Origin of the sequence: uncultured Lactobacillus sp. (assembly GCF_945290125.1) — a bacterium.
Classification (GTDB): Bacteria; Bacillota; Bacilli; order Lactobacillales; family Lactobacillaceae; genus Lactobacillus; species Lactobacillus rizhaonensis.
The window spans coordinates 1-26,399 of record NZ_CALYQV010000011.1; the positions used below are offsets into that span (position 1 = coordinate 1).

Here is a 26,399-nt window from a genome sequence, read left to right on the forward strand (position 1 = left end):
GAGCTGTTGCTACCGTTGGAGCCGTTGCTGCCATTGGAGCCATTATTATTTATCTTGGTATATTTAACCGTGATCGTAATATCTTGATCAGTTGACTTTACCTGGGTCCCTTTTACTACTTTGGTATCAGCTTCATACCCAGTTACTTCTGGTGAGTTGACATCTTTAAAGGCAGCACTTGCTGGATTCCATGGACCATAAGTGGTCTCCTTGGTTACGAAGTCTACTGTACCCTCACGGGTAAACTTGACTGTTTGTACGTTATCAGGCACCTGTGTTGGCGTACCGACATACTTGATAGTTTGTTTAACTTCTTTAATGAGGTTCGCGTCATCATTTTTACCTGTCAGCGGATTGTTTTGTCCCGGAATGTAGCTTTGTTTCTTGTGCTTCATCTTAACGACAAACTTTTGCGAAGCGTCATTAAATACTTTATCCCCGCCATCAGTAAAACCATCAGAAGCTACTTCATAGCCCGCATTGATTAAGTCATTAATAGTCTTGTCGTGCTCATCATGAGGGATCTTTTCACCCTCCTTGCCTGCAAGATTATTAGAAGCAATCACCTTGTTGTTATCCTCAACGTCTTGGTATTCAATAACCGATTGCTTATTATTTATCTTGGTATATTTAACCGTGATCGTGATATCTTGATCAGTTGACTTTACCTGGGTCCCTTTTACTACTTTGGTATCAGCTTCATACCCAGTTACTTCTGGTGAGTTGACATCTTTAAAGGCAGCACTTGCTGGATTCCATGGACCATAAGTGGTCTCCTTGGTTACGAAGTCTACTGTACCCTCACGGGTAAACTTGACTGTTTGTACGTTATCAGGCACCTGTGTTGGCGTACCGACATACTTGATAGTTTGTTTAACTTCTTTAATGAGGTTCGCGTCATCATTTTTACCTGTCAGCGGATTGTTTTGTCCCGGAATGTAGCTTTGCTTAAAGTGTTTTAAATTAACTATAAATTTCTGCGAGTCATTGTTAAATACTTTATCCCCGCCATCAGTAAAACCATCAGAAGCTACTTCATAGCCCTGTTGGTTTAAAGTATTGATAGTTTTATCATGCTGATCACGAGGAATTTTATCGCCTTCATTACCATATAAAGTATCAGAAGCGATCATTTTACTACCAGACTGATCACTATTACTATCAAGGTCATAATACTCAATAACTGTCTTTTGACTTGATCTACTGTACTTTACTGTGATCGTAATATCTTGATCAGTTGACTTTACCTGGGTTCCTTTTACTATACTGGTGTCAGGTTTATACCCTGGAAATTCCGGTGAATTAACATCCTTAAAAATTTGACTTATTGGATTCCACGGACCATAAGTGGTCTCCTTAGTTACGAGATCTACTATTCCCTCACGGGTAAATTTAAGCATTTGTACGTTATCAGGCACCTGTTTAGGCGTACCGACATACCTGATAGTCTGCTTAACTTCTTTAATGAGGTTCGCATCATCATTTTTTCCAGTCACCGGATTGTTTTGTCCCGGAATGTAGCTTTGCTTAAAGTGTTTTAAATTAACTATAAATTTTTGCGAGTCGTCATTAAATACTTTATCCCCGCCATTGATAAAGTCATCAGAAACTACTTGATAGCCCTGTTGATTTAAAGTATTGATAATTTCATCATGTTTACTACGTGAAATTATATCTCCTGCAATACCAATTTCAGTATTAGAATTCAACAACTTATTGTTGGCATCAAGATCGTGGTATTCAATTATAGCTTGTGGTTTACTCGCATAATCAAAACTTTTGAACTTAAATATATGCTTAGTCGGTAAAGTTCCAGTTGAGGCAGAAATTGTAAAGTAAAGGTATTGGTTAGCACCATTAAATTGGATTTGTTTAGATGAAGTATAGGTTTGTCCATTAATTGTAATCTTTACTGTAAGTGTCTTATTACTTGCTGTATAGTTTAATGTAAAAAAATTGTCCTTTCCTTGATTAATATAAGTGTAGGGAACAGTAAAGAGACTATTTTTGCTAGTATCAATACTGCCCAATCCAGCGTTATCAGTAGTAACAAATGCTCCATATGCACAATCTTTTGGCGCAATTCCGTCATCCTCTGGACCAAGTAACTTAGGAGTGTCAGTTGAATAATTATGCCAAGTATCGAACTTCCAACCTATAGCATTAGGTATGCCATTAATACCTAAATTTCCACCAGTTTTGCCGACTTGGTTTTTTTCTCCAGTATAAAAGGCAAATCCAATACCATCAGCAATACCGGAAGCATTATCAACTTTCGTTGTTGTTCCAAAGTTCATATATCCGGAAAGGGTAAAGTTCCTAGTTAAGTCAATCGGATCCTTGAAGGTGATATTACCTGCTTGCCAACTGTCACTTGTTAAAATTTGATTACCAACTGGTTTCCCATCACTATCCGTGGAAATAGTATAATTTCCCGCAGTAGCTGCACTACCATTTTGTTGAAAATAGTTTAAATAATTATTCGGGTCTACATGAATACTATTTACACTCCTTGTACTTATAGTTTGATTCCCATCATTTGACTGATCAGCAATAAAATTATTAGCACTAAGATTATCAGTCTGACTAGTTTCAGCATTAAGCTGATTGTCTTTTGTGTAATTTTCTTGGTTAACGTCATAGCTACTCTCTCTCTTTAAATCTTTTTGATCCAGATTCGAATTACTATATTCAGTATTAACCTTTTGCTTTTTCATGATTGTAGATTTAAATGTACCACTACCAGTTTTGGTACCCTTCTTCAGTAGATCAGACTGAGAATTTATTGGTTTCTTCTTTGTTGTAGTACGGTGCTTTTTAGCGTTTAAAGAAGAACTTCCAACTTTAGTACCCTTCTTTAGTGAATCAGACTGAGAATTTATTGGTTTCTGTTTTATTGCAGTATGTTGCTTTTTAACTTTTTTAGATTGAGTAGAATGTCTTACAATTCTACATCTTTTCTTTAATTTTACTGTATTAGACTTAGGAGTAGTTTTTGCACGTTTAGTTACTTTAATCTGTCCACTTGGTACTTTAGCTGCATGAATTACTTCTGGATTGTTTACAGCAAAAAAATCCAGAGCGGCCACAGTAGCACCACTCATCAAAAACTTTTTTCCCTTTTTATAGAATTTTTTTGATTTTTTCATATATTCTCGCTTCTCTAATATATAAATAACAATTGTAAAGCTTTATTATTCATCCAAACGGGAGAGTATAAAGTGAATTTTCTGGTTTCTTTTCAAAAAATATAACAATCAAATTTTCTTTTAAATAAGGTAGATTAGAGCCAAATTTGTCTGAAACAAATTAAATCTGTTGCCCAGTTTTCGTGTCTATTATTCGGCCTCTGACCTTCAAAATAGTCACTATCCTACTTTATTTGGTAATTTGTTTGCTTTTTCAACTACCACAAGTGATACTATTTATGTAAGCTAAAAAAGTAGTCAGACTTCACACTTCGGCTACTTAATTAACTAACACAATAATGAAATTTTTGTGCTGTCCACTACGTGTACAATTTTATTATATTACCAGATATGGTAGCGGTCAAGTACAAAAAGCAATCATTTATGATACTTTTTGAAGGAAGAATTAAAAATGAATGTTTACTCCCGTATTTTTGATACTGCCAAAAAACATGGAATGTCCGTTAAAGAATTGGCAAGAAAAGCCGAAATTGGAGAAAATAGTATTTACCGTTGGAAAACCATTAAGCCCTCAACTCAATCATTAACAAAAGTAGCTCAACAGCTGCATGTTACGACTGACTATTTATTAGGTCAAGAAGAAAGTGACAGTAATTACTGCATAGATATAGCTGATGAAAATATTCAACTGCTGTATCATGGGCAAATTGTGCCAGAAAAATATATTAAGATGCTTCGCTTCATTATGGAAGAAGATCAAGCAGAAATAGCTAAAGATTAAAAAAACAATTTTTTAAAAAAGTGATTCTTTTTTTCTCTATGCTTTTATTAGATTTTAAGTAAAAAAGAAGAAGCATATAAAAGTATACTCATACTTTTATATGCTTCTTACTTTGGTTATTTAATATAAATACCTTCTAGTCAGCATCTGCAGCTGCTGTATAGACATTCTGAACGTCATCATCATCTTCCAGAGCATCTACTAAATGATCAAATTGCTCTTTTTTATCGTCTGGAACTTGGGTGGTTGTTTCAGGTATCATTGTTAATTCAGCATCAGCAAGTTTATAGCCAGCTTTTTCAAGTGCATCGCGTACTTGAGCAAATTGCTTAGGGTCTGTGTAAATTTCATATGCATCATCGCTAGTTTGTAAATCATCAGCGCCTGCATCCATTACATCAAGTAGCATTTGATCTTCATCAGCATCAGTTGTTGAGCGGTCAATAACAATGTAGCCCTTACGATTGAACATGTATGCAACAGAACCTGTAGCACCAAGAGAACCACCATTTCTGGTGAAAGCAACTCTAACTGCAGAAGCGGTCCGGTTCTTATTATCAGTTAATGCCTCGACAAAGACAGCTACACCACCAGGTGCATAACCCTCATAAGTAATTTCATCGTAATGTTCGTCTGAATTTCCTTCAGCCTTTTTAATAGCCCGGTCAATATTTGATTTAGGCATGTTGTTTGCATGGGCCTTATCCATTACCATACGCAAATTAGGATTTCCGGAAGGATCAGGACCACCATTCTTTGCAGCCATATATATTTCACGAGATAATTTTTGGTCTTGCGCATTCTTGCGGCCTTGAATATTGTGCCATTTTGAATGTCCTGACATTTGAGAATCCTTCTTTCTTTTGATAGCATATTAACGATATTATCTTAACGCATAGCACCACAAATTTCAATACTAGCAATTATTTAGCTTCACTTTTTAGCATAAATTAATGCACTTTCATTAAAATAAGTTTACCTTGACTCTGGTCAATTTTTTATTTAATTAGTAAAATAAAAACATTAATTGTTTTCAAAGGAGAGAGTTTTAGTGGAGGAAATAAATTCAAACAAGAAGTATATATCTTGGCCAGTCTTAACCCTGATGGCTTTTTGTACCGTGATCGGGCTGGACGATATTATGTACAACTTTCAAAATCAGGGAATGCCAGTTGTTACTTCATGGATTATCATGTGCTTGTTTTATGTCATTCCCTATTCATTAATGGTGGGCCAGCTGGGATCCGTTTTCAATAATGAAGGTGGCGGCTTATCATCTTGGGTTCGTGGAACTAACGGAGAATTTCTGGGCTATTTTACTGCTTGGACATACTGGGCAGCGTCAATTCCTTATGCAGTTGATTCAGCTAACGAAATAATCGTTGATATTGGCTGGGCTTTGACCGGTTCTGAAAAGTTTCAAAGTCAAATTTCTAATACCAAATTTGCTTTGATGACTTTTGCCATGTTCATTATTTTTATTGTTGTTGAACATTATTTTTCTCACTCAATGGAAGTTCTTTCCACTATAGGTGGTGGATTAATGCTCATTATGACTTTGATGTTTGTTTTCTTGGCTTTCTTGGGTCTAGCAAAATCTGGTGGTCACATGGCAACGCAACCATTTACCTGGCGGACACTTATTCCCAAGTTTGACATGCATTATTGGACAACCATTGCAATGCTTATTTATGCACTGAACGGTTGTGAATTGGTAGCACCTTATGTGACTAAAATGAAAAAGCCTAAGTCTGATTTTCCTAAAGCAATGATTGCTTTGGCATTAATGACCATTTTTCTAACAGTCTTTGGCTCTTTTGCTTTGGGAATATATTTTAACAGCTACCATATTCCAAATGATTTAAAAATGAACGGTGCTTATTATGTTTTTGATATGGTAGGACACCAATATGGCTTAGGCAAAACTTTACTCTACGTTTGGGCATGGACATCTGTCTTCTATAATGCCGCTTTGTTGGCTGTACTTCTTGACGCTATGACTAGAATGCTCATTTCTGATACAGGCGATAAGTATATGCCTAAATTTTTACAGAAAAAAGACAAAAATGGTCTACCTATTAATGGTTACGTTTTAACTGTTTCTTTGTCAGCTTTCATCATGTTGTTAGGTATCTTCCTACCAGATATGAATGATATCTTTAACTGGCTGTTGAATTTGAATGGAATTATTTCTCCAGGTGTAACTTGCTGGATCTTCTTCTCTTTCATGCAGATCAGGAAAAACTCGCAAAAGTTTACTTCAGACTACGTTTTTATTAAGAATGACAAGCTGGGATACCTTGCTGGTTTATTTTTACTAATAGTGACTGCTGTGGCAACTATTTTAGGAATTGCACCCCAAGATATCAAGAAGTTTAGTGGTTATTGGTGGTACGAATTAATAATCAATATTGTTGCTATTATTGTGTTGATCGGTTTAGGTGTCATTTTACCAAGTATAAGAAAACGTGAAGAAGAATATGGTATTGCATTTAACAAGAAACAATGGACTACTATCTTTTTTTTAATAATCGGTTCTATTATTTTTGATCTATACCTTGGTGAGAAAAATACACTATTTCACAATGCCGCAATTAATTTTGGTCAAATTAAAATTGGTGTAAATATTGTCATGATTATTACTGAAACAATTTTGGCAATCCTAATTTGTTGGCTTGTCGGAAGAAGAAGGCCTACTCAAGTTAGCGACTAAATTTTAATTTAGCTCTATTCTCCGAAACTTTTTTAGTTTCGGAGTTTTTATATATCAAAAATTTAGTTAAAAGTGCTTTCAAAAATAGCAGTACTCAACATTATTTCACTAGCAATAGTTAAAATATCCGAATATCTACTATATAATAGTAGTGACTAAAATAAATTAAGGAGATCTATATGACAAATATTCCCTTTAAAGCTGTAGCCGTAGATATGGATGGAACTTTTGAAAATGATGAAAAACAGTTTGATCATGAGCGCTTCGAAAAAGTCTTAACTAAATTGCGCCAAAGACACATTCACTTTATCGTCTCCAGTGGCAGACCATTATCACGTTTACGTCAAGATTTTTATGAATTTTTGGATCGGATTGATATTGTCGCTGATAATGGTTCAATTTTAACGAAAGACAATCAAATAATAGTTCGCCATGTGTTTACTTATAAAACTGGCATAAAGTTAATCAATTTTATTCAAACCAATTATCCTTATGTTCAAATTGCTGCCAGCGGCTTGAACAACTCATATCTGAGTAAAAAGGCATTAAGTAACTTTAAAAATTTGATGCATTTTTTTTATCCTAATGCCTGTGAAATTGGCAACCTTATAAATATTCCTCCAAGTGATGGCTTAACAAAACTGACCTTAGAATGCTCTTCTGAACTTGCACATGAGTTAGAAACAAAATTTAACCAAACAAATCCAGAAAGAATTCATTGCACTACCAGTGGTTTTAATAATATAGATGTAATGCCGAATGGCGTTAATAAGGGCCAAGGATTAAAATATTTTCTGCGTTACTTTAACGTAAAACCTGAAGAATTAATTGCTTTTGGTGATGGCTTAAATGATCAAGAAATGATCGAATTAGCAGGATATAGTTATGCAATGAAAAATGGTCATGAGGACCTTAAAAAAATTGCTAAATATGAGGCACCATCTAATAACGAAAAGGGCGTTTTGCAAGTATTAGAGAGCTATTTAGATTAAAATATGAATATGAATGTTGTTTTCAAAATGATAAGGACAAATTTTCATGAGTTATATTGACGTACGACACAACTTTAAACGTTACCATACTGGAGATACAGAAATACTGGCAAATAATGATGTTAGTTTTACCGTTGAAAAGGGTGAACTTGCCATTATTTTGGGTGCATCTGGTGCTGGCAAGTCAACTATTTTAAATATTTTAGGTGGAATGGATACCAACAGTTCTGGTGATGTTATTATCGATGGTAACAATATTGCCAAATATAATAAGCGACAGCTAACTAGTTACCGCCGGACTGATATTGGCTTTGTATTTCAATTTTATAATTTAATTCAAAACCTCACAGCAAGAGAAAACGTAGAGTTGGCATCAGAAATCGTTCCAGACGCACTCGATCCTGTAAAAACTTTGATCGATGTAGGTCTCAAAAACCGCATTAATAACTTTCCGGCTGAATTATCTGGTGGTGAACAACAAAGAGTAGCAATCGCTCGGGCAATAGCCAAGAATCCCAAAATTCTACTTTGCGATGAGCCCACTGGTGCACTTGATTACCAAACAGGAAAAAGTGTTTTACAAACCATTATTAACATGAGCCGCAATAACGGAACTACAGTGGTTATAGTTACACATAATAGCGCTCTGGCCCCTCTTGCTAACCGTGTAATTCATTTCCATGACGGTAAGGTTACGCAAATTGAAGAGAACTCACATCCCGATAGTGTTGCAAATGTTAAATGGTAGAAAAGGCTAATCATGAATAAAGTTATTCTAAAAGATTTTTGGCGATCAATTAAGCATACTAAGGGACAATTTGTTTCTATCATGGGACTCATGATGATCGGTGCTTTTGCCTTAGTTGGTTTAATGGTTACCGGCCCGGATATGCGCGATACTGGCAATCATTATGCACAAAAACTCAAGACAGCTGATTTAACGGTCATTTGCAATTATGGTTTAGACCACAAGGATACACAAAAAATCAAGAAAACTAAAGGCTTGCAGGCCGTTGAGTTTGGTTACATGACGGATACCGTTATCAAAAATAGTCAGGAAAGCTTTCGCATTTTTTCTAAGCCCAATTCTGTGAGCAAGTACGAAGTCCGCAAAGGTCACCTGCCCACTAAATCAGACGAAATTGCCTTAGCAGACCATTATTCCGGTAAATATCAAATTGGTCAAAAAATCAGTTTTACTGAAAAGAAAAATATTTTGGGTACGACTCTTTTAAAACGGAAAAGTTTTATAATTGTGGGCTTTGTGCGCTCTAGTCAAATTTTATCGAATGTCAATTTAGGCCAAAGCAATAGCGGTACTGGAGAATTGAAAGGCTATGCTGTTGTTGATCCTAACGCTTTTAACCATACTGTTTATACGACTGCCAACTTAAGATATAAAGATTTGAGGGGTCTTGATTCTTATGGCAAAGTTTATACAAGCAAAGTTAAGCAGCATAAAAAAGTTTTACAGGATGATTTAAAAGGCACTGCTCACAAGAGAAAGGAAAGAATACTCTCTGCAGTAGCCAAAAAGCTTATACCGCAAGAAAAGAAGATCCATGAAGCTGAACGAAAATTAAATGCTGCCAGTCATCAAATTAACGCTGCCGAAAAGCAATTAGCCAGTCAAAAAGAAAAATTAAATTCAAAAGTAGCTCAAGCTAAAGCTGCTGGTGTAAATTTGCCACCATCTTCCCAGGCTCAATTAGAGCGAGCTGAACGAGAAATAGCTGCTGGTGAGCAAAAACTTCAGCAAGAGAAAAAAGTATTTGCGCAAAAATCGCGTGATGCAACCAAAAAAATAAAAACTGGCAAAGAGCAAATTAACAAGGCGAAAAGGCAATTAAATAAGTTAGCTCTTCCCAGTTATAGTGTGTATAACCGGAGAGAAGTTCCTGGTGGTGAAGGTAATTTAGTTTATACAACTGTGGCACAAGTTGTCGAAGATTTAGCAAAAGTATTCCCGATTTTTCTCTATTTTGTTGCCGCTTTAGTTACATTTACTACCATGAATCGCTTTATCGACGAAGAGAGAATAAATTCCGGCACAATGAAAGCACTTGGTTATGATGATTATGTCATTATCAATAAGTTTCTTGCATATGGCTTCATCTCAGGTACCATCGGTACCATTTTAGGAGTTTATTTAGGCCATACTTTGATGCCGCAGATTGTTTATCATGCATATTACAAGTCATTAACGATCCCACCAATTGAATTACACTTTCACTGGCAGATCAGTCTGGTAGCTCTCCTATTGTCTTGGATTAGTTCAGTTTTACCGGCATATTTAACTGCGAAGAATGAATTTAGAGAAAAGCCAGCTGCCCTATTGTTACCAAAAGCTCCGGCTGCCGGATCCACAATCCTTTTGGAAAAAATTCCTTTCATTTGGAACCATCTCAGTTTTACCCATAAAGTTACTGCTCGTAATATTTTTCGTTATAAGAAACGCATGCTGATGACCATCTTTGGTGTTTGTGGTGCTGCTACTATGCTTTTTGCAGGTTTCGCTGTCAAAAATTCAATTACTAACATGAATAACAGGCAGTTCAACGATCTAATTCATTACAACATGATTGTTGCCCAAAAGCCTGGTATTTCAGTTAAACAGCAAAAGACTTTAAATAATAAGTTAAACGAAAACAATATTAAATCGGAGACTCCAATTTATTACGAATCTATGTCTAAAATTGCTGGTAAAACCGGTGACACCCAAGACATTACGTTAATTGCACCGTCTTCTGACAAGGTATTAAAAGATTACGTTCAGTTAACTAATCGGAAAACCAAGCAGACTCTGCATTTAACTAATAATGGAGTTATCATATCGGAAAGATTGGCAACTCTGCTTAAAGTAAGTAAAGGCGGATATCTAACGCTCACGGACAAAGATAATAAGTCTAGAAGAATGAAAGTAGCTGGTATTACAGAAATGTACATGGGACACTTTGTCTTCATGAATAAAACTCAATATCAGGATATCTTTAAGCGCAATTTTAAATCTAACGCCTATTTAGTTAACTTAAACAATCCTAGTCGCAAAAATACTCGAAATATAGCCGCCCAATTTATGGCTCTATCCGGAGTGGCTGGTGTTGTACAAAACACGGCTGTTAGCCAGGAACTAGATGTCGTGGTCCAATCTTTAAATTTAATTATGTTAGTGCTAATAGTAGTCGCTGGACTTTTGGCAATCGTAATTCAATATAACCTTACTAATATTAATATTGCTGAAAGAATACGGGAACTTTCAACAATCAAAGTTTTAGGATTCTATGATAATGAAGTAACAATGTATATTTATCGCGAGACCATTCTTTTAACAGGCATTGGTATATTGGTTGGCTATTTAACTGGTGATCTCCTTTATCGCTATATTCTTTACGTAGTGCCACCTGACAATGTTATGTTTAATCCGGCATTATCTGCTCCAAGTTTTCTGTGGCCATTAGGTGTAATTGGTGTGATTACTATCATTTTAGGATTTATTGTTAACAAAAAGTTAAAAGACCTCGATATGTTAGAAGCTTTAAAATCGGTTGATTAACTAAAATCTGCTCTCTGCGAGCAGGTTTTTTATTCATAATAAATTAAAAAATAAATAAAATTGTGCTATACTTTTCTTATTAGATTTAATGTTCATGAAAAGATCTTCAAATTAACCTGTATACGAAATATTTATCATCCTTCCTTTTTAAATGATAAAGTTACTACAAATTAATTTTGGAGAAAAAATTGAATAATATTTTACAAGTTAAACATTTAAAAGAAACATATAAGGATAAAAAGCAGGAATTTCAAGCTTTAGATGATGTTTCTTTTACAATTGACCAAGGAGAGATACTGGCGCTTTTAGGTCCTAATGGTGCTGGAAAAACTACTATTGTCTCAATCATTGGCGGTTATTTAATCCCTACTTCCGGCCATGTGATTTTAAATGGTCAAGATATTACCACTGCACGAAAGAGACCAAACATTGGTGTTTCTTTTGGTGGTGATTTAGGTTTTTACCGTAACGCAACAGCCAAGCAAAATTTACAATTTTTTGCTGACTTGGCTAAAGTACCTTTGCGCAAGCAGAATAAAGAAATTGAACGTGTTCTGTCAATTGTTGATCTTCTGAATGTTGCCAATAAAAAAGTAGGAGAATTATCTAAAGGAATGACGCAAAGACTGCATATAGCACGCTCTTTGCTCAATAATCCTAATTTATTACTCTTGGATGAACCCACAAGTGGTCTTGATGTTGAAATTGCACAAAGTGTGCAGAAGACAATTAAAAATTTGTCTGACTCGGGTATAAGTGTTTTATTAACCAGTCATACAATGTCCGAAGTTGAAAAATTGGCTAAACGGATAGTCATTTTAGGTGCAGGGAAAGTATTTTTTACCGGTACCATTAATGCTGTTTTTAGCTTGGCTGAAAAAGAGGTAAACCAAAAACCTAAAAATTTAGAAGAAGCCTACTTAGTTTTAGCACCTAAATTAAGGAGGAAATAAAAATGCGTTCTATTCGTCTCTTCCTCTTTCATGTTAAAGATTATCTTTCAGATCAATATTTTGTCTGGTTGACGATCACAAGTACTACTTCTATCTTCTTAATGCAATATATTATGGCGTATGCTACACATAATTTGAATAATACACAAATATGGCTTCAAAGCGGTATTTTTGGAATGTGGACTTCTTGTACAACCGTTGCCGGTTGCATCAGTTTCGAACGTTACAAAGGAACGCTGCCATATTTATTAAACAGCCAGTACGATGAAAGAGCTTCGTTAATTACCTTGCTTTTGCCTGCATCCACCTATGGCCTATTTTCGTTTCCGATTGCATTTATTCTGGCAAAAATTTTAGGAGCAGCTACTGGTACAGTTTCTCTTTACATTATTTTATTAATTTTGCTAATGTGGGTTGGTTGTGCAGTAATGGGCATCTTAATTTCATCTTTTCTAACTCTGTCACCAAATGCAATGGTCTATGAGAGTTTAATCGGAACTCCGATATTACTATTAGCAGGATTATTCGGCAATGATACCGTTTTAGGGCCATTAACCAATGTGTCACAATGGTTTATCCCAATCACGTCACCAATTGCTGCTTTATCCCATAATAAAAGCCTCAACTGGTCTTCTTATTTCTGCAGTTTACTTCTTTGGATTGTATTAATTGTGGTTATTGTCAGAAAAATTAACGATCTGGTAAGAAGGAAAGGAGCTCTGAAAATTATCTAATGTTTGCTACACAGTTCTCGGGCCTTTCATTTTTGAATAATTGGCGGACAAAACTGACCTACTTTTTCATCACACCTATGATTAATTTGGCCCTGTTAGTATTAATCAATATGCAGTATTCTAATCAGTTTAATTGGGATATTGCCATTAGCTCCATTGCAATAGACGCGGCGGTACTTGCCCTTGAAACATTTTGTTCTGCTGTGATTACCGATGCTAATTTAAAGATTGACTTTGAATTAATTGCCAAAAAGCCTTTCAGTATCAGATATTGGCTTACTAAGTGCATTGTTGCCATTATTATAGGATGCACTTTAGCACTAATTAACCTCTTTCTATTGTACTTGGTAGGAGCTCCATTAGTCATTATTAAGCGCGCTTTACTTATGCTACCACTTTCATGTATTTATGGTTGCGCTTTAGGTTTTGTATCTTGGGCTATTTCCTGGCAAATGAATGATCCCTATTTTTTGGAGAATATTTTTAGTAGTTTAGCCCAATTAATATCAGGAGTACTAGTTGTAATTTCAGCTTATCCTGACTGGTTAAAAGCAATTGCTTTATTATTTCCTTTTTCAGAACCAGTTACTTATATTAAAACAGGTGGTGCTAACCTAGCTTATAGCGTATTTATTACCCTCATTTGGCTTATTATTGGTATTTTTGCTTATATTATTCAAATCAAGCCTGTTTTAGCCAAAGGAAAACATCATTATTAAGGCTTACACAGTAAAAAAAGAGCGGTTGAATATAATTCAACTGCCCTTTTACTTTTATAATGCTATATTTTTGCTTTTCCTAATAAAACAGAACTGATAACAACTGATAGTGAACTAAACGCCATAGCTAATCCGGCAATTTCTGGACTTAGAGTAAGACCTACCCCAGCAAATAAACCAGCAGCTACTGGTATGCCTAAAACATTATATATGAAGGCCCAAAATAGATTTAACTTAATTCTGTTAAACGTTTTGCGGCTTAGTTTCAAGGCGCGTACAACATCTTCTAAATCGTTTTTAATAAGCACAATGCCACCTGCATCTTTTGCAACATCCGTACCGGAGCCCATGGCAATACCGACATCAGCCTGAGTTAAAGCTGGAGCATCATTAATGCCATCACCAACAAAGGCAACATGGTATTTTTTCTGTAATTTTTTAATGGTGTCGGCTTTATCAATTGGCAAAACTTCAGCAATTATCTGTTCAATACCAACTTGCTTGGCAATAGCCTCAGCCACCTGCTGATTATCACCGGTGAGCATAACTGTTCTAAGTCCTAATTGATGTAAATCGGAAATTGCTTTTCGAGCATTTTCTTTAGGTGCGTCTTGGATTGCAATTAGACCCATCACTTTATTATTTACAACGACTGCTACTACCGTTTTAGCGGCATTTGTCAAAGCTGCAACTTTAGATTTGAACTCTGGTGAAATAAGAACTGCATCCCAATTTTGGAGGCTACCTACCAAAACTTTTTTTCCGTTAATAAGACCGCTAACGCCGTGTCCTTCAATAACTTTAAAATCTTCCACCTGCAGAAGATCTAACTTTTCTTTTTTAGCAGCAGTCAAAACAGCTGGAGCAAGAGGATGCTCAGAAAATTGTTCTAAAGTGGCCGCCAGCTGTAAAACAATTTTTCTATCGCCAACAATATCTGTTACTTGAGGCTTTCCCTTGGTGATGGTTCCGGTTTTATCAAAAACAATGGTATCAATGTTATTAGCATCCTCTAAAATTTCGCCGTTTTTGATTAAAATACCCATTTTTGCACCACGCCCTGTTCCTACCATTAAAGCCGTTGGTGTGGCTAAACCTAATGCACAAGGACATGCGATCACCATCACTGCAACGGCAAAAACTAAAGCCGTTGCAATACTTTTACCGAGAAAAATATACCAAACTAAAAAAGTTAGAATTGCAATGATCAAAACAGTAGGAACAAAAATATTAGCAACTTTATCGGTTAATTTTTGAATTGGTGCATGACTGTTCTGCGCCTTTTTTACAATATCTACTATCTGAGCCAGCATGGTATCATTGCCAACTTTTCGAGCTTCCATTACAAAAGAACCTGTTTGATTAATTGTTGCGCCTATAACTTGGTCGCCACTAATCTTTTTAACCGGCATGCTTTCACCGGTTACCATAGATTCGTCAACGCTGGAATTGCCGGAAACAATTTTGCCATCTACTGGAACTTTTTGTCCAGGCATCACTTGAATTAAGTCGCCCTTAACTACCTGAGTGATGGGAGTACTAACAAAATGATCACCTTTTTTAACCAGTGCATTTTTTGCGCCTAAATTAAGTAACTTTCCCATAGCATCTGAAGCCGTAGACCGCATTTTTTCTTCTAAAACCTGCCCTAGTAAAACAAAAGTAATGACTAAAGCCGCACTTTCGAAAAATACGGGTTTGCCGGTAAACATGGCATAAATGCTGTAAATATAAGTTATTGCTGTACCTAAAGCAACCAGGGTGTCCATATTTGAATGATGCTTTTTAAATGCAGACCAGGCACTGGAAACAAATGGACCGGCTGAAATCAACATAATAATCGTAGTTGATATCAGCATGGTCCATTCTCCGCCAGGCAACATCCAGCCAGTAAAAGGATGAATGATCATTTCAACTAGAATCGGTAGTGATAATATTAGCGACGTCCAAAAACGTATTTTTATTTTCATTCTTTTACCCTATCTATTTGACAATAACCTTACCATGAAACATATTCATACTGCATGCCCATTCATATTCGCCGGCTTTGGATGTATCTATTTTAATCGGTTCAGTTTTACCTTGAGGCAATTTCTGATTTATACCAAAATCTGAGAAGATAACATGGTCTAAGCAACTGGAAGAATCGGTTCTTTTAAAGTTTAAGGTAGCCGGTACTCCCCTTTTTAAAATAACTTTTTCTGGAGAATATCCGCCTTTGACCTCAATATCAACACTTTGATTATTCGAACTAACAGATGCATTTTCTGTTTCTACTTGGTGCTTACCAAAGAACCACCATGCGATAAAGGCAATAAGTGCGAGTCCTAAGCATAAAATAATAATCCTATTCATGATAATTCCTCCAAATTGAAGTTGTGTTTTATGTCTACACTTATAAACAATTTTAGTATAGATGATATATTTACAATTGTAAACATAAATGCTCAAAAAAAACTTACTGAGAACATCAGTAAGTTTCAGCACTATCAATCGGCATCTAATCGCTTTAACCATTGAGTGAGGTCATCTTTATCTAACATTATTTGCTTAAGTTCTGTTTTATTTTCCGCAGCCAGTAGCACCATTAACTGGAGATATTTACCAACTGAAATACCATATTTTTCCAAATTAAACTTGGCATTTTTTACTACTGCATTATCTAAACTAACTGTAACTAGTTCGTCTTTCACCGCTTATCCCTTTTCCCATATTTTAAAATAAAAACTGACAGGAATATTCTAAAAAAATTTATACGGCTGTGCAAGCTTTATGGAAAACAGTTTACTTAGCTATCTACCAGCTCCATCATACTTCTTGAGGCCTAAATTCCAGATTACATGATCCAGTACTACAAATATTAAAGCAAATAAAAGCTGTAGTAGCAAAATATGCCATTCTTCTGGCCTTAATAGAATAATTGTTGCGGGGCATGCAACTAAGCCAAAAGGCAAAATAAAATTAAATATTATATTGCCCAGGCCACAATAAATACTTGCAGGATAACGACTCATTTGTATCATACTTAAAAATAAATCATTTCTGCCAAAATTAGTTGGAAACCAAAAAGCTGAAACTGTCCAGAGATACCACAATGAATAATACAATATGCAGCCTAATACACAGGAAAATAAGAAACAAACTAGTTGGATAAGACTAATTTTTATTCCTTGACACGCATAAATAATTACTACCAGTCCCAAAACGGAATTTATTAGTTGAGTAAATTCAATGGAACTGAAAAAATAAAATAGTTTAGTATTAATTGGCTTTAGGAGCACCGAATCAAGCGTACCCTCTCTAATATCAGCTTCCATTTTAGGCATCGATTTGACTAAGAAGGCCATCAGGAAGCCGTCTAGCATAGTATAAACCCCAACTAATAAGAGGCATTCCTTAAAACTCCAGCCTCCAACGGTGTCAACATTTAAATAAATGACTTTAAAGAAAGCAATTGGGATACCCAACCAAAGTACTGAGGAAATAATACCAAATACAGTATCCAGCCTAAAACTAATAGTCTCTAAAAAGGCTATCTTGATTAAAGAACCGATCAGTTTAAATTTATTTTTCATATCTAACCCATTACATCAGAATATCTCTGAAGCCCTTTTCTATTAACTATTTGTACAATTACATAAAAGATAACTGCCCAAGCAATCTCAATTCCAGTATTTTTAAGCCAAGATTGTAAGGAGAGCCCTTTTACCAAAGTATCTATGGGAAAAGAACTAAAATACTGAAAAGGTAAGCATTTGGTTATTTTTACCAAAAAAGGTGGCAAGATTTCTAAGGGAAAATAAAAACCAGCCAGCAGGTTTACCAACACTTCTTTTACTAGTAAAACAAAGAAGAGGTTATCAAACCAATAAGCAACACTACCTATGATGTAAGAGAAAAGAAACCAAAGCACCGCTGACATAATAATGCTAAAAGCAAATTCCAACAGCACTATCAGTGATATCTGCAATAAATTTTTTACTAGAATGTATAATATTCCAATTATCAGTATTGGAGCCAGTAAAAGTAGATTTGCTAATCGGTCGCCAACCATTTTAGCAAAATAATATTTTTCAATTGCTATTGGTCGATGAATAATGTTTGACAATTCACCCGAATGAATATCATCATTTAATTCCCAGTCGATTGCATACCAGACAAAGGAATTGATAAAGTTAACGCCAATGTAGTAAATGACAATTTGATTTTTAGTAAATCCGCCCACTGTTTGCCCGTGATTTAATATTAAAGACCACAGATAAAACATTACGATACTTGGTACGAGAGCTTGCAGTAGCAAAATCACCACACTGCTTTTATTCGCTAAAATAGACTTGAGGGAAATTTTACTTACTGCACGGTATGTTTTTAACACTTTTGATTCTCCTCGGCAAATAATTCTAAGATAATGTCTTCCAGTTTCAGTTCATTTATTTGATAATTTGAACCCTGCTTGTTTTTGGCAAGGAATGCAATCATATCATCAACTTCTTCATTTGGAACTTTGATGGTAATTGTTAAATCATCCTGATTGATTATTTTGCCCTCAATATTCTTCTCAGCAAAAGTTTCTGACTTATCAAATGTAATGTACTTATTACTACTGAATTTATCTAGTAGATCCTGTTTTTGACCATTCCACATAATTTCTCCGTGATTAGCAATTATTAAGCGATCGCAGATAGTCGCAATATCTTCCATATCATGGGATGTCAAGAAGACGGTTAGTTTTTCTTCTTTATTTAGTTGCAAAAGGAATTTACGGATATCTCTTTTTGCCAAAACATCAAGCCCTATTGTGGGCTCATCTAGAAAGAGCACCTTGGGTCTAGTAGCTACACCTGCTAAAAATTCAATTTTCATCCTCTCTCCCAGTGATAATTTACGTGTTTGAGTATCTAACTTTCTTGTAACGTTTAATACTCGAGCTAGATTATTAACTGTTTCTTGAAAAGATGTTTCAGAAATATCATACATTGATTGCAAAAGCTTTAAATAATCTCTGGGAGTTAAATCGGGAAAAAGTTGTGACCTGTTTCCCATCACCACCGAAATTGATTTTTTAAAATCATTGGTCCTTTTGGTAGGATCAAAGCCATTGACCCTGCAGTAACCTGAAGACGGAAAAAGAGTACCTGTTAACATCTTTATAGTAGTAGTTTTACCCGCACCATTTTGTCCAATAAAACCTACTTTCTCTCCTGGCTTAATAGTAAAGTTTAAGGATTTAACGGCATTAACAACCGTTCTTTCTGGCTTAAAAATATTTTTTGCTATAGCATGCCAAGTCTCTCCTCTGGTGGCTACCACATATTTTTTTGACAGATCATGTACTTCAATTGCATTTTCGCCCATGTTTCAAACTCCATTTTTTTATCGAATCCGGCACAAAAAGGCAATTATCAAAGGAAGTGGCCTATTGATAATTGCTATTATTGAACATATTTACCATACTTTGCTAATGCCATTGGTTTAACCTCATTATCCGATAGATATTTAATCAACAACATTAGACTCAATTTTAGCACAGTCTTAATTGTTTTTAAATAATATTTATATTTATTAATTTTATTGTAAACCCGAACATTATTTAGCTATCATAAATTACTCACCAATAACTAACACTTATCAAACATTGACGTAGGATGTAAAAAATCTTAATATTTTTACTTTATTTACTTACAATATAAACTAATATGGTATATTTGTTCACCTTTAAGGCTGAAATAGATTCAAAGTAATATTATACTTTTATCAATACAGCTTTTGATTTTAACTTGACCAAGCGCAAAATCACTAGTAAAGTGTAATCAATTTAACTTTGATAATTTTAAAAAGGAGAGTGCATTAAATGTCAAATTGGACAACAAAATTTGTTAAAGAAGGTCTAACTTTTGATGATGTTTTATTAATTCCAGCAGAAAGTCACGTATTACCCAATGAAGTAGATTTACATACTCAACTGGCACCCAATCTTAAACTAAATATTCCAATAATCAGTGCCGGAATGGACACTGTGACTGAAGGTGCAATGGCAATAGCTATCGCACTGCAAGGCGGCTTAGGTGTAATCCATAAAAATATGTCGATTACTGCTCAAGCTGGAGAAGTAGCAAATGTCAAAAATGTTGTTGTCCCAAGTAATATCACTAAAGCAGCTGTTGATGATAATAATCACCTACTCGTTGCAGCTGCAATTGGTGTCACTAGTGATACGTTTGAACGGGCCGAAGCACTTATAGAAAGGGGAGCAGACGCCATTGTCATTGACACTGCACATGGTCATTCAGCTGGAGTTTTGCATAAGATAAAAGAAATTAGGGAACATTTTCCTGATATTACCCTCATTGCCGGCAATATTGCTACCGGTGATGCTGCTAGAGCACTCTTCGATTCAGGTGTTGATATTGTCAAAGTTGGAATTGGGCCAGGTTCTATTTGCACCACAAGAGTTGTTGCCGGTGTAGGTGTCCCGCAAATCACAGCGATCTATGATGCAGCTACAGCAGCTAGAGAATACCACAAGCCAATAATTGCCGATGGCGGTATGAAGTATTCAGGTGATATAGTTAAAGCTCTAGCTACTGGTGGCAATGCGGTTATGCTTGGAAGCATGCTTTCAGGAACTACTGAGGCACCGGGCGAAATTTTTGAAAGTGACGGTCATAAATTTAAGACTTATCGGGGAATGGGCTCTGTCGGCGCAATGGCCCAAGCTCATGGTTCTTCAGACAGATATTTCCAAGGCGGAGTAAATGAAGCTAATAAGTTAGTACCTGAAGGAGTGGAAGCACGCGTTGAATATAAAGGTGATGTCTCTGATATTGTCTTCCAGATTATTGGCGGTTTGCGCTCAGGCATGGGTTACGTTGGTGCCGCTACAATCGATGACTTACGGGAAAATGCACAATTTGTCAAAATTACTAATGCTGGGTTACGTGAATCTCATCCACATGATGTACAAATTACCAAAAAAGCACCTAATTATGAAAGATAATAAAAATTAAACAAAAAACTAGTTATTGCATAAAACAATAACTAGTTTTTAATTTACCCTATTTTCTGAAATAGCGTCATTTAGTTTCTGCAAATTCTCTACTAACTCCTTTTTAGTTTTAGCTCCTAAAATTTCAGCATAGCTATTCTCAGACTGGATAAAATAGTTAGAAATTTTTTGTTCTAAATTAACAGCTTTAGTAGTTAGGATGATCGCTTTTAATCGAGTATCATGTGGATCTACTTTTTTAGTTATTAAATCTTTTTCTGCCATTAAGCGTAAAACATTGGTGGCCGTTGATTTTCTAATATTGAATTCATGCTCAATATCTTTTTGATAAATTGGCTTATTTTGTGCAAATGAAGCCAAGTATTCGATAATCAACATTTGCGTTCCGGTTAAACCTATTTTCCTGGCATAGTAATCAGCATTACGGTTAAACGTATTTTGTACTCTCTGCAATGCTAATCCTAATCTGGTCATTATTTTATCCCTCTGTTTTTACTGGTTTTGTAGCTCGATAAAGTAAGTATACACCAACAAAGATAATAATTAGAATAAAAATTAGTCCAACTTGAGCGGCATCAATGTATTTTCCAGAAGTAGAATTTTGACCGCTCATCTGCTCTACAAATTGCATGATTGCTGAAATAATGGCAGTACCAACCGCACCAGCAAATTGCTGGGCCATATTAAAGAGTCCGTTACCATCAGTACTCTCTTTTTCGCCAAGTAGACCAATTGAAGCTGTCATGGTATCCCCCATAACTAGGCCTATACCTAGCATTGTAATAACATAAAATAAGACAATTTTGCCAGATGTTAATGATGAAGCAAATAGGCAGTATAAAATGCCACTAATTATTTCAAAAATAGCACCTGTCATAATTGGCTTTCTTGGTCCGTAATTATCAAGCAGTCTGCCACTAATTGGCGACAAAATCGCCCCTACTAGTCCACCAGCTAATAGTAAAAGTCCCGCAGTCATCGCAGTAGAATGATTGACTATTTGGACATAATTAGGCAGGATGAACGACAAACCTAAGGTATTTACCTGAAAAATAAAGTAGGCTGTAATTCCTTGAGTGAATCTTATGTTTTTAAAAACACGAATATTAATCAGTGGATTGGTAGTATTCAATGAATGCCCAATAAAAATGATTAAACTTATTACTCCTAATGCTAAAGGTAAAACAAACATGAGCGGTTTTTGTAATATTTTAGATAAGTTGCTAAAAGCAAAAATTAACCCAATAAAAGTTAAAGCAATACTCAGAAAACCGGTAGTATCCAGCCTAGTATGCTTAATATTCTCTGTTTTACTTGTGATTGAAGTTAAGCCCATGATCAAGGATATTACCATCACGGGTATAATAAAGATAAAAATATAACGCCAACCTAAAGTATTAACAACCAACCCGCCAAAACTTGGTCCTAAAGCTGGAGCTACAGCAGTAATCATTGTTCCTATACCCATAAGGAGGCCTAGTTTATCAAGTGGTGTCTTCTCCAAAATGATATTAAACATTAAGGGAATAGCTATTCCTGCGCCCGCGCCTTGAATAATGCGACCAATAACTAGAAAAATAAATTGGTTAGCAACTGCGTCAATTAGCAAGCCACAAATAAATAAAGAAGCGGCTGTCACAAACAGTTTTTTCGAACTAAAGTTTCTTTTTAAATATGCTGATAGCGGCATGATAATGGAAGCAACCAGTAAATAGCCCGTCGTCATCCATTGCACTATGGCCATATTAACATGAAAATCATTCATTAAAACAGGAAAAGTAACATTCCCTGCCGTTTCAATTAGCACACCTGAAAATGACATCAGTCCAGCTGCGAAAATTGAACAAATTAATTTTACATCTAATTTTCTTTCCATTCGAATTCCTCCTGAACATTTAGTTAGCAAGCTAACTAAATAACCATAGTAACTCACATTTTTTTGAAATGCAATAAATTAAATGCAAAGAAAAACTCGTCTTGAAATTCAAGGTGAGTTTTTAAGTGATACTTATTTATCTGTATCAATCACATATTTTTGCCAGTAGCGCCAGACATTTTCACTTGATGATCGTTTGGCGTTTTCATACGCTCCATCATTCAATTTTCTCCGTAATTTAGGACTAGCAAAGAATTCACTAATTTTAGCTGCTAAATCATCGATATGACCACTTGGCACGATAAAACCACTCTGACCATCAGCAATCAAGTCTGCTGGACCGTAGTTAATATCATATGCAAATACTGGAACGCCGTGTGATTGAGCTTCAACTATTGAGAGCGGAGCTCCTTCATATCTTGAAGAAAGAATTGAAAGTTGAGCATTATCATAAACATAATCCATATCTTGGGTGTAACCCCTAAAGTGAACTACATTTTCCAATTTGAGATCTCGGACCAGCTTCTTTAGCATGTTTTCTTCTTTGAAATTATCCGCACCATTGCCATAACCATAAATATCTAGAGTTAGTGCATCATCATTTTGATAAGCTTGTTTAAAAGCCTTAATTGCGTCATCAATTCGTTTTTCATAGAATAAACGAGCTACAATTATTATTTTTCCTTTTATTCGTTCACTCATTGGGATATGCTCAGCATGTAATTGCTCATCTGGTACTATTCCTACAGGTATAGCAACTATCGGCACTTGCGTTCTTAGTCTTCTTCTCATGTCATCTGCTTGATGTTTTCCAGGAGTAACTACTAAGTCGGTTTTACTGAGTAATTCATTATTTGAAATTGAGTTGTAAGTGAGAGGAGAACTAGGGTCCCAGTAGTCTCTGAAGTGAATATTATGAAAATGTTCGATTTTTCGGGCTGGCGTTTTCATATTAATCATTGGCACATTAGTAATATTACTACGATCAGAGATGAAAGTTGACCACTCATCTCCATCCTGCTGGTTTAATTCATCAAGCATAATAGTAAACGCTTGGCCACTATTCATAAGTGAATGAACAACACCTTGAATATCAGTCAATTGAATGTTAGTTGCTGGATATGAATTCGGTCGTTTTTCATAAGAAATCTCGTAATAGATGGTATTGTCGGGGCGGAAAAATAATTCATAGACTAAGTGTCCATCTGCTGTATCATAAATTTGTGTTAGACTTTTAAAACCACGAGTATCATAAAAATCTTGCTTAATACAATTGACATCACCATTATAATATTTAATCGTGTCCACACTACCATTAGGCAACATATTAACAGTCATAGTTTTTCGATTGTCTTCATACACCTCATAACCATTATTGATTTTTTTTACCTTATTAAAGCTTGGGATCGGTATATCTTTTATCGTGACAACACGATTAGCAAACTTCACTGTACCGGCAAAAAAGTCAAACATATTGACATAATCATCATCAGTCATGCCATACAAAGGTAAATTACGATGTGCAAAGCGATTAAACTCCGACATAACAATCTTTGCTTTAACATGATTACGTTTAAATAACTTTAATCTTTTAACTTCTGCGTGCTCTATTCCTGAACTATTTACATCTAATCTATTATTTAAAAAGTAGTACATTAATTTTCCCTTTATTTATATATTCAAATCATCATTATTAATTTTAGCATACATTTAATAGGTATAGACATTACATTAAAATAAAAAGCATTAGCCTAATTTTTTAGGTAATGCTTAATTATAAAATATATTATTCCTTTTTTGTTAGCTTTAAAACCAACGGCCAGATTAGTGCTGTTATCACTCCTACAGCCAACCCTCCCCATAGAATCGGAGAAACGGTTAATGAAATCCCATGAGCAATGTTACTTTCCAGCCATTGTACCAACTGATTGGCTATGAATTGTAAGACCCCAAAAGATCCCACAGATCCAATTAACAAAATAATTGCAGCCCAATATTTACCAAATAATATTAACAAAGCCGATAGGATGAAAATTAATATTGCTGCAAAAAAGCAATAATGGAAAATAGTGATACTCTGATTTACCTGATCCTGATTTTCTTTCAAACCGTCATTAATTTTATTTAGTAAAAGTTTGCTGACTGCTTTTTGCACATCATTATTCTCTGGAAAAGATAAGCTTTTAGCTGTCACTTCACCATTTTCCTGGTAACTTGCACCTAAATTATACAAGCTGGCATAAGACATATCATGATGATATTTTTTAGGTAATTGTTCGAGGATTTTGTCTTCAACACCAAAGTCCTTAGCCAGTTTCAATGTACTCTTTAATCTTGAGTCACCCGTATTGTTAACACTTCTTTTGATGACAGTTTGAGCCATACCACGAACATTTTGCACGTTGACGGTGATAGGAGATTCCATCATTAGAAATCCTGAAACACAGACTGCTGCAACAAAAATTAGCCGTAACAAAATACTAGCGAATTTTCTCATTTAGTTAACCTCCTAAAAAATATTAACTGTTTAATCTAACATTCATGTTGACCCGAAGCTAAACAATTACAATTAACCATTTCAGGAGCATGCTCTTTCTTGAGAGCAAGTTCACTTTCGATCTTGGTGATATCACCTTGAGAAAGAGGCATATCCTTGAGAATTGCTATCATTACCTGACCCTTATGCATATCACACATATGACTCATCATTTCGTTAGTGACTTGAATCATCATCTCTATTTGCGTAACGGTAGCGGAATAAACAAAACGGCGACCGTCCTTACGGGTTTTTAGCAGACCCTTTTTGACTAATCGACCCATCAGAGTTTTAATAGTCGACTCAGACCAATCCTTTTTTGCTTGCAGTTGCTGAATCACATCACCAGTGTGAATTTTTCCTAAAGTCCACACTATTCTCATAACTTCCCACTCAGCTTCGGAAATATTATGTTCTTTATTTTTTTCTACCATAATAATCAACCTAGCTTTATTTTACTACAGAACAAACTTTTTTAGTGCTTTGGCAATTCCGTCATTGTCATTATCTGCGGTCACATAATCTGCATAGTCTTTGATCATCCCAACAGCATTACCCATCGCCACTTTTTTAAAATCAGGATTAGTAAACATCGAAATATCGTTGCCCTGATCGCCAAAAACCATAACTTGACTCGGCTTAATTTTCAATCTCTCTGCTAATTGCTGGACTGCATTACCCTTAGAAGCATCTTTAATGTTAATTTCAACAATAGAAGAAAAGCTGCGAACAATATCATACTTGGCAAAAGCCCATTGAGGGATATTATTCCATAATTTATCAACTTCACGTTCATCATCAAGAACACTAAGTCCCACTTTATTAAAAGAAAAATCTTGGGATATTTCTTCTACTTTACGTACTTTAATCACATTTTTAGTATAAGTAGCGTTTCTAGCTAAATTTACTCCTATGTCACGATCACATGTCCAGTAACACTCAGGAGTTTCAAAATGAAGGTTAACATGGGCTAATCTTTGCAAGCGACGCATATTAGAGAAATCATGGTAATTCATTTCTTCATTCATTAAAATATTTCCCGCTAGGTCCTGGATTACTGCACCATTAAAAACAATGTCATATTGTCTTGCGCCTTGTAAACCTAATTGTTTATTAAATTCAATAGTACCGGACAATGGTCGACCTGTTGCCAAAACCACCTTAATGCCTTGACTGTCAGCTTGCTTCAGTGCCCTTTCAGTTTCCGGTGAAATCTGTTTAGAGGTGGTAAGTAAAGTACCATCTAAATCAACCGCAATCAATTTTATTGCCAAAATAATATCCTCCTACACTTTTTCACTATCTTCTTTATTATACAAAAAGTCGTAATTACTTACGACTTTTTCAAAAAAATTCTCTTTTAAAACAAAACAAAAACTCAAAAAGC

23 protein-coding genes are annotated in these 26,399 nt (G+C 35.3%); 9 read left to right on the forward strand and 14 right to left on the reverse strand.

The genetic code is table 11. From position 1 onward, the window contains the following. On the reverse strand, positions 1-3,149 hold a 3,149-nt coding region (locus Q0K80_RS03080), incomplete at its 3' end, for a hypothetical protein (RefSeq protein ID WP_294602962.1). Between the two features lie 451 nt (positions 3,150-3,600). Here Q0K80_RS03080 and Q0K80_RS03085 point away from each other — a divergent pair. Continuing rightward, the gene (locus tag Q0K80_RS03085) at positions 3,601-3,930 is read left to right on the forward strand and encodes a helix-turn-helix transcriptional regulator (RefSeq protein ID WP_294602964.1); all 330 of its coding nucleotides are present in this window, start codon (positions 3,601-3,603) and stop codon (positions 3,928-3,930) included. A gap of 136 nt (positions 3,931-4,066) precedes the next feature. Here Q0K80_RS03085 and Q0K80_RS03090 read toward each other — a convergent pair whose 3' ends face one another. Beyond that, positions 4,067-4,774: a YebC/PmpR family DNA-binding transcriptional regulator gene (locus Q0K80_RS03090; RefSeq protein ID WP_294602967.1), complete on the reverse strand. Its 708-nt coding sequence runs from the start codon at positions 4,772-4,774 to the stop codon at positions 4,067-4,069. Positions 4,775-4,981: 207 nt separating this feature from the next. On the opposite strand from Q0K80_RS03090, the gene Q0K80_RS03095 reads away from it, so the two are divergent. The 7 genes from Q0K80_RS03095 to Q0K80_RS03125 all read left to right on the forward strand — a co-directional run bounded on the left by Q0K80_RS03095 (position 4,982) and on the right by Q0K80_RS03125 (position 13,594). Beyond that, the gene (locus tag Q0K80_RS03095) at positions 4,982-6,643 is read left to right on the forward strand and encodes an amino acid permease (RefSeq protein WP_294602970.1); all 1,662 of its coding nucleotides are present in this window, start codon (positions 4,982-4,984) and stop codon (positions 6,641-6,643) included. 179 nt (positions 6,644-6,822) lie between these two features. Further along, a complete protein-coding gene (locus tag Q0K80_RS03100) occupies positions 6,823-7,635 on the forward strand; it encodes a Cof-type HAD-IIB family hydrolase (protein WP_294602973.1) in 813 nt (270 codons plus the stop codon). 46 nt (positions 7,636-7,681) lie between these two features. Further along, positions 7,682-8,383, forward strand: coding sequence for an ABC transporter ATP-binding protein (locus tag Q0K80_RS03105; RefSeq protein ID WP_294602976.1), 702 nt, complete (start codon positions 7,682-7,684; stop codon positions 8,381-8,383). Positions 8,384-8,395: 12 nt separating this feature from the next. After that, positions 8,396-11,188, forward strand: coding sequence for an FtsX-like permease family protein (locus tag Q0K80_RS03110; protein WP_294603008.1), 2,793 nt, complete (start codon positions 8,396-8,398; stop codon positions 11,186-11,188). Between the two features lie 188 nt (positions 11,189-11,376). Next, positions 11,377-12,141, forward strand: coding sequence for an ABC transporter ATP-binding protein (locus Q0K80_RS03115; protein WP_294603010.1), 765 nt, complete (start codon positions 11,377-11,379; stop codon positions 12,139-12,141). 2 nt (positions 12,142-12,143) lie between these two features. Continuing rightward, the gene (locus Q0K80_RS03120) at positions 12,144-12,875 is read left to right on the forward strand and encodes a multidrug ABC transporter permease (protein ID WP_294603012.1); all 732 of its coding nucleotides are present in this window, start codon (positions 12,144-12,146) and stop codon (positions 12,873-12,875) included. Continuing rightward, positions 12,875-13,594: an antibiotic transporter permease gene (locus Q0K80_RS03125; protein WP_294603015.1), complete on the forward strand. Its 720-nt coding sequence runs from the start codon at positions 12,875-12,877 to the stop codon at positions 13,592-13,594. The genes Q0K80_RS03120 and Q0K80_RS03125 overlap by 1 nt, the downstream gene beginning before the upstream one ends. 62 nt (positions 13,595-13,656) lie before the next feature. Here Q0K80_RS03125 and Q0K80_RS03130 read toward each other — a convergent pair whose 3' ends face one another. The 6 genes from Q0K80_RS03130 to Q0K80_RS03155 form a co-directional block, all read right to left on the reverse strand. Next, the gene (locus Q0K80_RS03130) at positions 13,657-15,564 is read right to left on the reverse strand and encodes a copper-translocating P-type ATPase (protein ID WP_294603017.1); all 1,908 of its coding nucleotides are present in this window, start codon (positions 15,562-15,564) and stop codon (positions 13,657-13,659) included. 13 nt (positions 15,565-15,577) lie between these two features. Further along, the gene (locus Q0K80_RS03135; RefSeq protein WP_294603019.1) at positions 15,578-15,949 is read right to left on the reverse strand and encodes a cupredoxin domain-containing protein; all 372 of its coding nucleotides are present in this window, start codon (positions 15,947-15,949) and stop codon (positions 15,578-15,580) included. Positions 15,950-16,083: 134 nt separating this feature from the next. Then, complete coding sequence (locus tag Q0K80_RS03140; RefSeq protein ID WP_294603022.1) at positions 16,084-16,287, reverse strand: hypothetical protein; 204 nt, start codon at positions 16,285-16,287, stop codon at positions 16,084-16,086. 99 nt (positions 16,288-16,386) lie between these two features. Continuing rightward, positions 16,387-17,169 carry an ABC-2 family transporter protein gene (locus tag Q0K80_RS03145; protein WP_294603024.1) on the reverse strand — a complete coding sequence of 261 codons (783 nt, stop codon included), beginning with the start codon at positions 17,167-17,169 and terminating at the stop codon, positions 16,387-16,389. Between the two features lie 2 nt (positions 17,170-17,171). After that, complete coding sequence (locus Q0K80_RS03150) at positions 17,172-17,969, reverse strand: ABC-2 family transporter protein (protein WP_294603026.1); 798 nt, start codon at positions 17,967-17,969, stop codon at positions 17,172-17,174. Continuing rightward, on the reverse strand, positions 17,963-18,949 hold the full coding sequence (locus Q0K80_RS03155) for an ATP-binding cassette domain-containing protein (RefSeq protein WP_294603028.1): 987 nt from the start codon (positions 18,947-18,949) through the stop codon (positions 17,963-17,965). Before Q0K80_RS03155 ends, Q0K80_RS03150 begins: the two co-directional genes overlap by 7 nt. A gap of 496 nt (positions 18,950-19,445) precedes the next feature. Between Q0K80_RS03155 and Q0K80_RS03160 the strand changes: the two genes are divergently transcribed. After that, on the forward strand, positions 19,446-20,591 hold the full coding sequence (locus Q0K80_RS03160; protein ID WP_294603030.1) for an IMP dehydrogenase: 1,146 nt from the start codon (positions 19,446-19,448) through the stop codon (positions 20,589-20,591). 48 nt (positions 20,592-20,639) lie between these two features. Here Q0K80_RS03160 and Q0K80_RS03165 read toward each other — a convergent pair whose 3' ends face one another. The 6 genes from Q0K80_RS03165 to Q0K80_RS03190 form a co-directional block, all read right to left on the reverse strand. Next, the gene (locus tag Q0K80_RS03165) at positions 20,640-21,074 is read right to left on the reverse strand and encodes a MarR family winged helix-turn-helix transcriptional regulator (RefSeq protein ID WP_294603033.1); all 435 of its coding nucleotides are present in this window, start codon (positions 21,072-21,074) and stop codon (positions 20,640-20,642) included. A 4-nt stretch (positions 21,075-21,078) separates the two neighbouring features. Continuing rightward, positions 21,079-22,476: a DHA2 family efflux MFS transporter permease subunit gene (locus tag Q0K80_RS03170; protein ID WP_294603036.1), complete on the reverse strand. Its 1,398-nt coding sequence runs from the start codon at positions 22,474-22,476 to the stop codon at positions 21,079-21,081. A gap of 132 nt (positions 22,477-22,608) precedes the next feature. Continuing rightward, complete coding sequence (locus tag Q0K80_RS03175; RefSeq protein WP_294603039.1) at positions 22,609-24,132, reverse strand: glycosyltransferase; 1,524 nt, start codon at positions 24,130-24,132, stop codon at positions 22,609-22,611. 130 nt (positions 24,133-24,262) lie between these two features. Then, on the reverse strand, positions 24,263-24,973 hold the full coding sequence (locus Q0K80_RS03180) for a hypothetical protein (RefSeq protein WP_294603041.1): 711 nt from the start codon (positions 24,971-24,973) through the stop codon (positions 24,263-24,265). 35 nt (positions 24,974-25,008) lie between these two features. After that, positions 25,009-25,446 (reverse strand): CopY/TcrY family copper transport repressor, encoded by a 438-nt coding sequence (locus Q0K80_RS03185; RefSeq protein ID WP_294603043.1) that lies wholly within the window; start codon positions 25,444-25,446, stop codon positions 25,009-25,011. 24 nt (positions 25,447-25,470) lie between these two features. After that, complete coding sequence (locus Q0K80_RS03190) at positions 25,471-26,286, reverse strand: Cof-type HAD-IIB family hydrolase (protein ID WP_294603046.1); 816 nt, start codon at positions 26,284-26,286, stop codon at positions 25,471-25,473. Positions 26,287-26,399 lie beyond the last annotated feature (113 nt).

Excerpts from the sequence above, each read along its gene's own strand:
- Q0K80_RS03180 (WP_294603041.1), bottom strand. The coding sequence starts at position 24,973 with ATGAGAAAATTCGCTAGTATTTTGTTACGGCTAATTTTTGTTGCAGCA.
- Q0K80_RS03085 (WP_294602964.1), top strand. The coding sequence starts at position 3,601 with ATGAATGTTTACTCCCGTATTTTTGATACTGCCAAAAAACATGGAATG.
- Q0K80_RS03170 (WP_294603036.1), bottom strand. The coding sequence starts at position 22,476 with ATGGAAAGAAAATTAGATGTAAAATTAATTTGTTCAATTTTCGCAGCT.
- Q0K80_RS03090 (WP_294602967.1), bottom strand. The coding sequence starts at position 4,774 with ATGTCAGGACATTCAAAATGGCACAATATTCAAGGCCGCAAGAATGCG.
- Q0K80_RS03125 (WP_294603015.1), top strand. The coding sequence starts at position 12,875 with ATGTTTGCTACACAGTTCTCGGGCCTTTCATTTTTGAATAATTGGCGG.
- Q0K80_RS03185 (WP_294603043.1), bottom strand. The coding sequence starts at position 25,446 with ATGGTAGAAAAAAATAAAGAACATAATATTTCCGAAGCTGAGTGGGAA.
- Q0K80_RS03175 (WP_294603039.1), bottom strand. The coding sequence starts at position 24,132 with ATGTACTACTTTTTAAATAATAGATTAGATGTAAATAGTTCAGGAATA.
- Q0K80_RS03100 (WP_294602973.1), top strand. The coding sequence starts at position 6,823 with ATGACAAATATTCCCTTTAAAGCTGTAGCCGTAGATATGGATGGAACT.
- Q0K80_RS03130 (WP_294603017.1), bottom strand. The coding sequence starts at position 15,564 with ATGAAAATAAAAATACGTTTTTGGACGTCGCTAATATTATCACTACCG.
- Q0K80_RS03135 (WP_294603019.1), bottom strand. The coding sequence starts at position 15,949 with ATGAATAGGATTATTATTTTATGCTTAGGACTCGCACTTATTGCCTTT.
- Q0K80_RS03105 (WP_294602976.1), top strand. The coding sequence starts at position 7,682 with ATGAGTTATATTGACGTACGACACAACTTTAAACGTTACCATACTGGA.
- Q0K80_RS03110 (WP_294603008.1), top strand. The coding sequence starts at position 8,396 with ATGAATAAAGTTATTCTAAAAGATTTTTGGCGATCAATTAAGCATACT.
- Q0K80_RS03145 (WP_294603024.1), bottom strand. The coding sequence starts at position 17,169 with ATGAAAAATAAATTTAAACTGATCGGTTCTTTAATCAAGATAGCCTTT.
- Q0K80_RS03165 (WP_294603033.1), bottom strand. The coding sequence starts at position 21,074 with ATGACCAGATTAGGATTAGCATTGCAGAGAGTACAAAATACGTTTAAC.
- Q0K80_RS03155 (WP_294603028.1), bottom strand. The coding sequence starts at position 18,949 with ATGGGCGAAAATGCAATTGAAGTACATGATCTGTCAAAAAAATATGTG.
- Q0K80_RS03120 (WP_294603012.1), top strand. The coding sequence starts at position 12,144 with ATGCGTTCTATTCGTCTCTTCCTCTTTCATGTTAAAGATTATCTTTCA.
- Q0K80_RS03160 (WP_294603030.1), top strand. The coding sequence starts at position 19,446 with ATGTCAAATTGGACAACAAAATTTGTTAAAGAAGGTCTAACTTTTGAT.